The organism is Gardnerella phocaeensis, assembly GCF_048545075.1.
GTDB lineage: Bacteria > Actinomycetota > Actinomycetes > Actinomycetales > Bifidobacteriaceae > Bifidobacterium > Bifidobacterium vaginale_J.
This window is the reverse complement of sequence record NZ_JBKQXS010000008.1, coordinates 1-11,588: the sequence shown is the minus strand read 5'-3', so window position 1 is coordinate 11,588 and position 11,588 is coordinate 1. Positions and strand designations below refer to the sequence as shown.

Genomic DNA, 11,588 nt, shown 5'->3' with positions numbered 1-11,588 from the left:
TGTTACCTCAATTCAAACATTGTTGCGCCAATTCGCACAGAAGTACGTGGAGCTAATATAACAGGTTCAGTAACACGATTATGACCAATCATGGTTCCATTTGTGCTGCCTAAATCCTCAAGAACCCAAGAATTAACTGACTGATTAAAATAAACACGAGCATGGTGCGAAGATACAAATTCATCATTTAATACGACTGTATTAGACGCAGCACGACCAAGAGTTACACCAGCAGCGTTCAATGGGAATGAAGATCCTGCCAAAGGTCCGTCAATAACAACTAACAAAGTTGGAGAACCGTACGCATTTTCTTGATTTTCTGCTTTTGTAAATACTGGCGTTTCATGTACTTGCACAACTTGTGAAAACTTTGCTTCACGAGAATTACGACGAGAATTTTTCTTCCAAAAACGAGATTTTTTAGGACTAAATACCTCAATATCGCAGCGAAGCGAACGGATAGCGCACCATACAAAAATCCACAGTAAGACTAGAAAGCCATACTTAAGTATTGCGAACGTTAATTCAGTGAACATCATGCGCGTTATCGTCTCCTAGCTCGGAAATACTCACTACTCCTGGTCTTGAGACGATGCCCAATAAAGAATACGCGTACGACCAATAGTAATAGTGTTACCATCAACCAATGTTGCTGCAGGAACTTGATGACCCTCTACATATGTACCATTAGTAGATCCAAGATCACGAGCAATAACACCGTCAGGAGTTATATCAATACCAAGATGATGACGAGAAATGCCTGGATCATCTATTACAATATCGCAACCAGATCCACGTCCTAAAATAGTACGATCCTTTGTAAGCAAGTACTGGTTACCATTAATTTCAAGCATAGGATGATTCTGTTGCTGATCATCTGTGGTAACAGGAACAGCATTACCTTGAACAGATTCGGATGTCAAATGGAAATTACCTTTAGTTAATTCCAAATCCTCTTCAAAAATAACAACTACAGGTCCTACGAAAGCATAATGCTGACTCTTAGCATATTGAGTAAGATTATCTGCAAGCTCATTAGCTAATGCTTCACTGCCCCATTGTTCAATATGATCAAAATCAGGTGTGCTCAGCTTAAAACGGTACTCATTTGGAGCAACTGTGTGATCTCTGCCAATTGGCATAGCTTCAGCGTCAATTTCACGTTCCAAAGCACTCGAAAAATCGACTGGCTGTAAATCCTTGGAGCCGAATTTTGCGAAGACGCTGTTCATTGCACCTTCCACGCTCTTCTCAAATCGGTCAAACACGCTCATGGTAAACCCTTTCTATCTGTTCATCATAGTACTCGTCACCGGGTACGGTGTTCAACTCCCACACGCTTTTCTTCTAATATATTTTCTTTTTTATACATATTATTTCGTACTCTCCAACGTGCATTTACATCATTGTGCGTGTAATCTTAACAAGTATGATGCAGAAAAATAACAGTAATCACAGCGGATTATCGGTTTTCACTAGAAATTCCGCTACTATTTTTACACTATTACTTGCAGTTGTTATTCCGTGCTTAGGAAAAGCATTACTAGTTACAAGTAAAGAGCGCACTTACGAATCTTCAATAGTCGCTTGGTTCCACAAAAGTGTTCCATCTGTAATTCTCAGTATTTCAAAAATATTAGCTTTAATTTTTTCAACTAAAGGTTGCATAGCAATACTTGTTTTATTAGCAGCACTTTCATTATTTATAAATAAAAATTGGAAGATTACAATAATCCAACTTTTAATTTCACTTCTTCCTATGATTTATATTTTTGCAGTTAAATTTGCTGTAAATCGTCCGCGTCCATACATTGGTTTGAATATTAAACTACCACCTGATCCTAGTTTCCCAAGTGGTCATACTTCAGCAGCTGTAGCGGTTTGCGTTATGGCAATGTTAATTCTTTATATTAATAAGCCATCGTCAATTCAATTTGGATTACTTTTTAGCGCAATTCTTGTTGTTATAGTTGCTGTTTCACGTATTATTGTAGCTGCTCATTTCCCTACGGATGTATTAGCTGCAGCAATTATATATCCACTACTTTCTGTTACAATTTTGCGCTCGTTCCAGCGACATAATTTATATATTGACAACAGAAATAATAATGAACCTACTTACTAAGAACAAGTACTAGATTCTAACTCACAATCTAATATTCAATAATTTTCAAAAGAAAGAAAATACTAATGATAAAAGGATTTAAAAAATTTATTTTACGAGGCAGCGTAATCGATATGGCTGTCGGTGTTGTTATGGGTAGTGCAGTAACTGCAGTAGTAACAACGATAGTTAATTATATTATTAATCCTCTTATTGCAATGATTTTCGGAAAGCCAGAACTTAATGGAGTTCTAACTATTAGTATGAATGGTGCAACAATTTCTTTTGGTGCAGTAATTGGTGCATTATTGAATTTCCTTATTATTGCTACAGCAGTTTATTTCTGCATTGTTTTACCTATTAATAAATTACGTGAAATTGGTGCAGATTTGTTACAAATTGAACATGAAAAAACTGAAGAAGAAAAAAGAAAAGAACGTGAAGAAAAAACTATTCAACTGTTACAAGATATTCGTGACGAATTAGTAAAACGCTAATTTCTTATTTTTCTTATAAAAAATTCCCACTGCTTCTTAGTAAACAGTGGGAATTTTATTAATTAAAACTAAATTATTCACACTATCAGTCGTCACCTAAAGTAATGTGAATTCCTCCAACTAATGAACCAACAACGTTATATAGAAGGGCAATTATTGCAGATAATACGGTTATTATGACTATTTCTACAATTGAAAAAATAGTTACAGCACTTAATACTGTTGGTAGTGAGAACACATCTGCAAGATTAAAACCGTTACTATCCAAGCCTGTAGAAGAAACAATCTGCGTTACTTGATCAAATACACCAATCATATTCAAGAACAACCATATCAAACCTGCAGCAATAACTTGAATAATTCCTCCTGCAACGCTTAGAAGGAATGTTACTTTTGCTACGGACCATGCATCTACTCTTACTAAAGAAAGACTCATACGACGAGCACGCGGAACACGTCCTGATTTTGTTGCATTTGATTTATTGGAAATGGATGAAGCAACGCCACCAATTGTACGACGATAAGTATTGGAACTACCACTAACACGTACAGATGATGATGAATTTTTAACAATATTTCCTAAAGAAGAATTACCAGATACTTCATCAAAATTATTTTCTTCACTTGAACGATTAGCTTCATTAGAAGGAACCATTTTTTCTGCATATAATTCTGTGTTATTAGACAAAAATCCTGCAGATTCCTCATTCATATTCATCGGATTTTGCGATGGCTCAAAATTTTCGCTCATCTCAGTGTTCCTTCTCTTATTAATTTGCTTATAATCAGTGTCATTATACCAATGAGAGTACCAATAAAAACAGACTAAAACAGTTTTTATTAGTACTCTCAAATTTTTACGAAATAATATTATTAATATTATTCTGTATAAGAAGTTTCTTAAGCTTCCTCATTTTCTGAAGTAGCTTCTTTTTCTTCTAATTGATTTTCTTCGTCATCCGTTTCTTCATTACGGGCAATAGAAATAATTTCATCACCCTTATCTGGCTTAGCTAAAGTCACACCTTGAGTTGTTCTACCAGTGCGCTTCACTTCATTAACGTCAGAACGAATTACCTTACCGGACTTCATAATTGCCATTACTTGATCTGTTTCTTCAACAATCAAGGCACCAACCAAAGAACCGCGACCCTCTGCAAGTTGAACAGCTTTAACACCGTAGCCGTTTCTTCCTTGCAAACGATACTCTTCAATAGCAGTTCTCTTAGCAAAACCTTCATTAGTAACAACAAGAAGATCTTTACTAGTTTCTGCTGCAACAACGTCCATATCGAGTAATTCGTCACCTTCACGGAATCTCATACCCTGAACGCCGGCAGTCTGACGTCCCATTGGTCGAAGTTGTTCATCATCTGCTCTAAACTTCAAACTCATTCCAAGCTTAGAAACAAGAATAATGTCATCTTCTGAATTGCACAAAGCTGCACCAATAAGCTCGTCGACAGGTTCACCTGTTTCTTCATTTGCCATCAAGCGTACAGCAATCAAACCACCTTGACGTGGAGAATCATATTCTTGTAAAGCAGTTTTCTTAACTTTTCCAGAACGAGTTGCCAATACCAAGTATTTAGCAACATCATAATTTGGAATTGATAATACTGCTTGAATTGTTTCTCCTGGAGTAAATTGCAACAGATTAGCAACATGCTGACCTTTAGAATCGCGAGATCCTTCTGGAAGTTCGTAAGCTTTCAGACGGTAAACTCGACCACGATTAGTAAAGAAGAGCAACCAATTGTGTGTAGAAGTTAAGAAGAAGTGATCAACTACATCATCTTCACGCAATTTAGCGCCTTTAATACCTTTACCACCGCGGTGTTGAGCACGATACTCGTCTGCTTTAGTGCGCTTAATATAGCCTGCACGAGTTACGGTTACAACAACGTTTTCTTCAGCAATAAGATCTTCAACATTCATTTCACCAGAGAATGGAAGAATCTTAGTTCTGCGATCATCACCATATTTTGCAACAATTTCATCAAGTTCATCGCCAACAATTTTGCGCTGACGTTCTGGGCTTGCCAAAATATCGTTGTAATCAGCAATTTTGATCATCAAATCTTCATGCTCGTCGAGAATCTTCTGACGTTCCAAAGCTGCAAGTCTGCGAAGTTGCATTGCAAGAATGGCATCTGCTTGAACTTCATCAACATCAAGCAAATTCATTAAACCAGTACGAGCAGTTTCAACATCTTTAGATGAACGAATTAAAGCAACAACTTCATCGATCATATCCAAAGCTTTCAAATAGCCTTGTAAAATATGATCTCGCTCTTCAGCTTCACGCTTTAAGTAACGTGTACGCCTATCAATTACTTCAAGCTGATGATTTACCCAATGACGAATAAAAGCATCCAAACTCAAAGTTCTAGGAACACCATCAACCAAAGCAAGCATATTTGCGCCGAAAGTTTGCTGCAATTGCGAATGCTTATATAAGTTATTTAAAACAACTTTTGGAACAGCATCTCGCTTAAGAACAAGAACCAAACGCTGACCAGTACGGCCAGACGTTTCGTCGCGCATATCTGCAATACCTTGAATTTTTCCATCTCGTACAGCTTCACGAATAGAAGCAGCTAAGCGATCAGGATTAACTTGGTATGGAAGCTCGGTAACAACCAAGCACATACGTCCCTTAATTTCCTCAGTATTAACTACTGCTCGCATTGTAATTAAGCCGCGACCTGTACGGTACGCTTGCTCAATTCCTTTATGACCTAAGATCGTTGCTCCAGTAGGGAAATCAGGTCCTTTAATTCGCTGAATTAAAGCTTCAAGAAGTTCTTCATTGCTTGCATCAGGATGCTCCAAAGCCCAGTGCACACCATCAGCCACTTCACGCATATTATGAGGTGGAATATTGGTTGCCATACCAACAGCAATACCAGCAGAACCATTAACTAAAAGATTTGGAAAACGAGCTGGCAAAACTGTAGGCTCTTGAGTTTTACCATCATAATTTGGCAAGAAATCAACGGTATCTTTATCGATATCTCGTACCATTTCCATAGCCAATGGCGCCATACGACATTCCGTATAACGCATTGCTGCTGCAGGATCGTCACCAGGAGAACCAAAGTTTCCTTGACCATCAACAAGCATATAGCGCATTGACCAAGACTGAGCCATACGCACTAAAGTGTCATAGATAGCAGAATCACCATGAGGGTGATACTTACCCATAACATCACCAACAACGCGAGAACACTTGTTATATCCGCGATCAGGTCTGTATCCTCCGTCATACATTGCATAAATAACACGACGGTGAACAGGCTTCAAACCATCACGAACATCTGGTAAAGCACGCTCAACAATAACAGATAATGCGTAAGCTAAATAAGATTCGCGCATTTCCTGCTGCAAATCCATGTTCTTTACGCGAGCACCCTTCATTAAGCCATAATCAGTATTATCTGCTTCCTGAGGGCTCTGTGGTTCCATTGAACCATCTGGAAGCTGATCTCGCTCAGCATCATCACTAGCGGAATTTATTTCGTCTACCACTTCAATTCCTTCTTAATCTTATAAAAATTAAAGTTTTTTCTTTTTATATTTTCGAATAAATTAATACTTTTAAGCGTCAATAAACCTTGCATCATGAGCATTTCTTTGAATGAAGAGTCTACGAGGCTCTACTTCATCACCCATAAGCATGGAGAATGTTTCATCAGCTCGAGCAGCATCTTCAATATGAATTTGCTTCAAAATACGATGTTCAGGATCCATTGTTGTTTCCCACAACTCCTGATAACTCATCTCACCCAAGCCCTTGTATCGCTGAATACCTTCACCTTTAGGAAGTTGACGACCAGCAGCTTTACCTTCTGCTAAAACTCTGTCTCGCTCAGCATCCGTATAAACAAAGTCATGTGCCCCCTTGCTCCACTTCAAACGGTACAAAGGTGGCATAGCAACATAAACGTATCCTGCAGTAATCATAGGACGCATATAGCGGAAGAATAGTGTCAAATTCAAAGTAGCAATATGAGCACCGTCGACATCAGCATCAGCCATAATAATAACTTTGTGATATCGAACCTTGCTTAAATCAAAGTCTTCACCATAACCGCCACCAACAGCAGTAATTAAGGATTCAATAGTTTCAGACTTCATCATTCTGTCGATTGAAGCGCGTTCGGTATTCAAAATCTTACCGCGCAAAGGCAAAATTGCTTGCGTAATAGGATCGCGACCTTGAATTGCTGAGCCACCTGCAGAATCACCCTCGACTATGAATAATTCACATTCTTCAGGATTACTTGACTGGCAATCCTTCAACTTATCTGGCATTCCAGCAGTTTCAAAAATAGACTTACGACGAGTATTTTCGCGAGCTTTTTTAGCAGCAAGTCGAGCACGAGAAGCTTCTATAGCTTTTTGAATAATATTTTTTGCTTCATTTGGATGAGCATCAAACCAATCTCCAAGCTTTTCTGTCATAACTCTTTGCACAAAAGTCTTAGCTTCAGAATTACCAAGCTTTGTTTTAGTCTGACCTTCAAACTGTGGAGTTGTAAGCTTTACTGAAACAACTGCTGTTAAGCCTTCGCGAACATCATCACCAGAAAGATTAGTATCTTTCTCTTTCAGAATATTCTTTTCGCGAGCATAACGATTAACTAAAGTAGTAAGTGCTGCACGGAATCCTTCTTCGTGAGTACCGCCTTCAGTAGTTGAAATAGTATTAGCAAAAGTGTGAACTGCTTCAGAATAAGCAACAGTCCATTGCATAGCAATTTCCGCAGAAATACCAATTTCAAGATCTTCAGCCTCAAAGTCAATAACATCTGGCTCTACAGGAACAGCTTTTCTAGATTTAACCAAGTAATCAACATAGTCTTTAATACCATGCTCATACCTGTAGCTTACGCTTCTATGCTTTTCTTCACTAGAAGATTCAGAATCACCTGCAACTTCATCTCCAGCTTCATCTGGCTTACGTAAATCAGTTAAAGAAATCTTCAAACCCTTATTTAAGAAAGCCATCTGTTGGAAACGAGAACGCAAGGTTTCAAAATCATAAACTGTTGTTTCAAAAATTGTTCCGTCTGGCCAGAAAGTCACAGAAGTTCCAGTCGATTCTCCTTCTGCCATTGGCTCACCTTTTGCCAAAGGAGCAGTTGGATGCTGATCAACATAAGTTTGAGTCCAGTGGAATCCTTGACGACGAACTTCAATTTCTACACGAGTAGAAAGTGCATTAACAACAGAAATACCTACACCGTGTAAACCACCAGAAACAGCATAACCACCGCCGCCAAACTTACCGCCAGCATGAAGTTTAGTCATAACTGTTTCAACACCAGAAACACCTTCGCCTGGCACTTCATCTACTGGAATACCTCGACCATCGTCGACAACACGAATAGCATTATCAGGCAAAATTGTTACTTCAATATGCGAAGCATATCCTGCCAAAGCTTCATCAACAGAATTATCAACAATCTCATAAACCAAATGATGCAATCCACGAGGACCAGTAGAACCAATATACATACCTGGTCTAATACGAACTGCCTCTAATCCTTCTAGAACACGAAGGTCACTCGCATCATAATGTTCAGGAGCAAGTGAATCATCGAGTTGAGCATCATCGAGTTTATGCTCTTCAACGGCATCATCCATCGAATTATCTTCCGTGTTTGCCACTTTAGGTCCCTTCACAAATTGCCTCATATTAAAAGGCATTTATAGAGCCAACACATGCTAGAAAGCACATAAAAGGGGATTCTAGCGTTTTAGCCATAATACATGACATTCTACACACATAGTATGACCTCTCTTCAGAAAGAGGCGTTTTTACTATTTTTAAAAAAATATAATACTTTTATTAAAATTTATTTCTTAAAAATCCTAATCCACTCGTTGTCGGACCAATAACTTTAATTTCTTTTATTTCAATATTTTCAAGGTTATTATTAATTTTTTCTTTTAATTGTGGAATTAAGTAAGAAAGTTGAGTTGCCCAAACTGTTGATTGAGCACGAACGATAAGCACACCATTTACAACTTGACTTATTTCACAATGTTTTGCAATGCTTTCCCCTACTACTTTATGCCAAGAAGAACGTAATTTTGCTATAGAAAGTTGACTATTCCAATTACTTTCAGAAGCAAAATTTTTTAAAATACCGCAGAATAATTTAGGATCTCTACCAGGTTTTCCAAAATTTTCCCAAGCTTGTTCTGCATTTTTTTCACGATTATTTTCGCGTTCAGCTTTCTTATTAATAGGATCAAAAATAATTGCAGGTAATTTTCGAGTATCAATTTTTAAAAGAATATTAACAGGAATCATTACTTTTCCTCCTGCTTATTTTTTCTTTGTTCTATTAAATCAAGCAAAATATTATTATGCTCTTCACTAAAATTATTAATTTCATTATTTTTTTCTAATAATTTTCCAATATTTATAAGATTCGTTTTTTTAATATATTCTTCATTAGGAATGTCACTAAGAGAAGAAGTAGTAATAAAAACTTGACCTTGATTAAGTGCAAAATTTAATATTCTTATGCGCCTATTTTCATCAAGTTGTGCAAAGACATCATCGAGAATAACAATAGGTTTATTATTATTTTTTTCTTCTAACGCCTTGCATAATGCCATTTTTGAAGCTATTGCAATTGTCCAAGATTCACCATTCGAAGCAAAATCTTTAGCAGAAATATTATTAATAACAAAGTCAATATCATCACGATGAGGGCCAATAAGGTTGCATCCTCTAGCTAGCTCTCCCTCATAAATACGTTGAAAATGCTCACTTATTTTAGAAAAAAGCTCGTTATTATTTTCAATATTTTCATCACTATTTTTTTCAAATAATACTTCTTCAAAAGAAGGAACATATATTATTTCCGTATTTTCTTCATTAGTAAAAGATTTAATTATATTTTTAAAATATTTATTAATAATTTGCACAGTTTCTTGGCGTGCTTTTGTTAAGTTAATGCCACTTTCAATAAATTTACCAGTCCAAATTTCTAATCCGGATAATGAAACTGTCTGATTTTTGTATGAATAATCTCTAATATTTTTTAGCAGTGCAGCACGCTGTTTAGAAATATGCTTAAATTCTTGCAATATTTGCACATAATTTGGTACTAACAAAGATCCAGCTTGATCGATAAAAGTACGCCTAACATTAGGATCACCAATTATAAGAAATTGGTCTCTTGGAGTAAAAGAAACTATTGGCAACAATCCAATAATGTCTTTAACATATAATGCTTTACCAGAATTTATATGTGCTCTATTAGAACCTTTTAAGTAAAGATCTATTTCATAAGTTGTTTGATCTAAATTACTTTCTAAAGATGAAATATCATTTAAATCAGTATTTGTTTCATCTTTTTTATAATTTATTTCGTTATTAATTGTATTTATTCTTATTATTGATTTTTCACAGCCTTTTTTAATAAGAGGCAATGTCGAAGATGTTCTGTGACTTATTCCAGTACCAGTAACTTCTAGTGCTTCTACAATATTGGTTTTTCCTAAACCATTATTGCCATATATAACATTTATTCCAGGTTTAAAATCACAAATTATATGGTTCCAAGAACGAAATGTATCAAGGGCAATTCGCGAAATATACATTGCTTAATTACCCTTTCTTAATAGTTTTAAAAGAAAAATGCGATATTACATTGTACATCAAAAAATAATCTAAAATACAATGCAATATCGCAACAATATTAATTATTAAAACGCATAGGAACAAGCAAATAGCGATAATCTGTTGATTCATCACCATCTGATTCCTGTTGACCATTAAATTCAACAGGTTTTACAGCTGTTGCCATTTTCATATGAACGAATGGCTCTGGAATAGCTCCTAAACCTTCAAGTAAGTAGTTTGGATTAAATGCAACAGTTATGTCTTCTCCATCCATATCGATATCAAGTACTTCTTTTGCTTGCGATTCGTCAGCAGTACCAGCACTCAAAGTCAACTCTTGATTTGAAAAAATCATTCGAATAGGAGCATTTCTTTCGGCTACTAAAGATACTCGCTTAATTGCATTTATCAATAATTGTTTATTAATAATTGCATGAATAGGATATTCATCTACAAATAATCGATCTACAGAAGGGAATTCTCCATCAATTATTTGTGAAGTACTTGTGCGACCGGAATTTTCAAAACCTAAAAGTGACTTATCTTCCTCGTTAAAATGAATAATAACATTTTGATGATCGTCAAGAGAATGAGCAATATCTCTTAATAATGATCCACGGGTGAGAGTGGTTGAATGAATGTCATTATGTTCTGGTGTCCACTTAAAAGTAGATCTAGATAGACGGAATCTATCGGTAGAAGTCATAGTAACAGTGTCATCTTCAAATTGGATCCTAATTCCAGTTAGAACCGGCCTATTTTCTTCTCTAGATGTAGAAACAGATGCCTGGTTTACAGCTTGAATAAATGTTGGTGCATCAACTTGACCTAATTTATTAGGCAATTTAGGCAAATCAGGATATTCTCCAAGAGGCATAAGTTGAAGAGTAAATGTTGATTTGCCGGAAGTAATAGTTAAAGTATTATTTTCAGATTTTAGATAAGTTTTTTCTGCAGGAAGAGACTTAGTAATATCTGCCATTAATTTACCTAAAATAAGTATGCTTCCCTCTTCGTCAACACCAGCTTCAATATGATGGCAGCTAGAAATTTGATAGTTGAATGCAGAAAGTTGCAATGTGCCATTTGCTGCTTCAATTTTTAAGCCTGCAAGAATAGGGTTTGCAGGGCGTGCGTCAATTACGCGTGTAGTCCAAGCTACAGCATCAGCAAATGATGCAGAGTTGACTTCTACTTTCATGCTTCCTCTTTTCTGTAAAGTCTGCATTTATTCTACAGTATGATGCTGCCTACAAAAAGATTTTTAAATATCTACAGTGCATTTGTATTTATTATTTTTCTTATTAAATAAGAAATAAATAAAAGTAGTAATAAAGAC

General features: G+C 36.1%; 10 protein-coding genes. 2 read left to right on the top strand and 8 right to left on the bottom strand.

Annotated features, from left to right (window positions below):
- Window positions 1-2 precede the first annotated feature (2 nt).
- The gene (locus ACJV2T_RS05880) at window positions 3-539 is read right to left on the bottom strand and encodes an FHA domain-containing protein FhaB/FipA (RefSeq protein ID WP_419399402.1); all 537 of its coding nucleotides are present in this window, start codon (window positions 537-539) and stop codon (window positions 3-5) included.
- Between the two features lie 33 nt (window positions 540-572).
- Window positions 573-1,274, bottom strand: coding sequence for an FhaA domain-containing protein (locus ACJV2T_RS05875; protein ID WP_116442550.1), 702 nt, complete (start codon window positions 1,272-1,274; stop codon window positions 573-575).
- Window positions 1,275-1,429: 155 nt separating this feature from the next.
- Here ACJV2T_RS05875 and ACJV2T_RS05870 point away from each other — a divergent pair, with 155 nt between their 5' ends.
- Both ACJV2T_RS05870 and mscL read left to right on the top strand, forming a co-directional pair.
- On the top strand, window positions 1,430-2,125 hold the full coding sequence (locus ACJV2T_RS05870; RefSeq protein ID WP_419399401.1) for a phosphatase PAP2 family protein: 696 nt from the start codon (window positions 1,430-1,432) through the stop codon (window positions 2,123-2,125).
- Window positions 2,126-2,190: 65 nt separating this feature from the next.
- Window positions 2,191-2,601: a large conductance mechanosensitive channel protein MscL gene (mscL, locus tag ACJV2T_RS05865; protein ID WP_116442552.1), complete on the top strand. Its 411-nt coding sequence runs from the start codon at window positions 2,191-2,193 to the stop codon at window positions 2,599-2,601.
- Window positions 2,602-2,686: 85 nt separating this feature from the next.
- Here mscL and ACJV2T_RS05860 read toward each other — a convergent pair whose 3' ends face one another.
- From ACJV2T_RS05860 to dnaN, 6 genes are all read right to left on the bottom strand, one after another.
- Window positions 2,687-3,256 (bottom strand): DUF3566 domain-containing protein, encoded by a 570-nt coding sequence (locus ACJV2T_RS05860; RefSeq protein WP_419399413.1) that lies wholly within the window; start codon window positions 3,254-3,256, stop codon window positions 2,687-2,689.
- Between the two features lie 245 nt (window positions 3,257-3,501).
- Window positions 3,502-6,132, bottom strand: a complete 2,631-nt coding sequence (gene gyrA, locus ACJV2T_RS05855) for a DNA gyrase subunit A (RefSeq protein WP_391496114.1) — start codon at window positions 6,130-6,132, stop codon at window positions 3,502-3,504.
- Between the two features lie 69 nt (window positions 6,133-6,201).
- Window positions 6,202-8,277: a DNA topoisomerase (ATP-hydrolyzing) subunit B gene (gene gyrB / locus ACJV2T_RS05850; protein ID WP_391496115.1), complete on the bottom strand. Its 2,076-nt coding sequence runs from the start codon at window positions 8,275-8,277 to the stop codon at window positions 6,202-6,204.
- A 181-nt stretch (window positions 8,278-8,458) separates the two neighbouring features.
- Window positions 8,459-8,926 carry a DciA family protein gene (locus ACJV2T_RS05845; RefSeq protein ID WP_391496116.1) on the bottom strand — a complete coding sequence of 156 codons (468 nt, stop codon included), beginning with the start codon at window positions 8,924-8,926 and terminating at the stop codon, window positions 8,459-8,461.
- Window positions 8,926-10,227: a DNA replication/repair protein RecF gene (recF, locus tag ACJV2T_RS05840; RefSeq protein ID WP_415687578.1), complete on the bottom strand. Its 1,302-nt coding sequence runs from the start codon at window positions 10,225-10,227 to the stop codon at window positions 8,926-8,928. Before recF ends, ACJV2T_RS05845 begins: the two co-directional genes overlap by 1 nt.
- Window positions 10,228-10,325: 98 nt before the next feature.
- Window positions 10,326-11,450 (bottom strand): DNA polymerase III subunit beta, encoded by a 1,125-nt coding sequence (dnaN, locus tag ACJV2T_RS05835; RefSeq protein ID WP_004106071.1) that lies wholly within the window; start codon window positions 11,448-11,450, stop codon window positions 10,326-10,328.
- Window positions 11,451-11,588: the final 138 nt, after the last annotated feature.

Bases quoted from the DNA above. Each gene is read 5' to 3' on its own strand.
- ACJV2T_RS05880 (WP_419399402.1), bottom strand. From the start codon at position 539: ATGATGTTCACTGAATTAACGTTCGCAATACTTAAGTATGGCTTTCTA.
- ACJV2T_RS05875 (WP_116442550.1), bottom strand. From the start codon at position 1,274: ATGAGCGTGTTTGACCGATTTGAGAAGAGCGTGGAAGGTGCAATGAAC.
- ACJV2T_RS05870 (WP_419399401.1), top strand. From the start codon at position 1,430: ATGATGCAGAAAAATAACAGTAATCACAGCGGATTATCGGTTTTCACT.
- mscL (WP_116442552.1), top strand. From the start codon at position 2,191: ATGATAAAAGGATTTAAAAAATTTATTTTACGAGGCAGCGTAATCGAT.
- ACJV2T_RS05860 (WP_419399413.1), bottom strand. From the start codon at position 3,256: ATGGTTCCTTCTAATGAAGCTAATCGTTCAAGTGAAGAAAATAATTTT.
- ACJV2T_RS05845 (WP_391496116.1), bottom strand. From the start codon at position 8,926: ATGATTCCTGTTAATATTCTTTTAAAAATTGATACTCGAAAATTACCT.
- recF (WP_415687578.1), bottom strand. From the start codon at position 10,227: ATGTATATTTCGCGAATTGCCCTTGATACATTTCGTTCTTGGAACCAT.
- dnaN (WP_004106071.1), bottom strand. From the start codon at position 11,450: ATGAAAGTAGAAGTCAACTCTGCATCATTTGCTGATGCTGTAGCTTGG.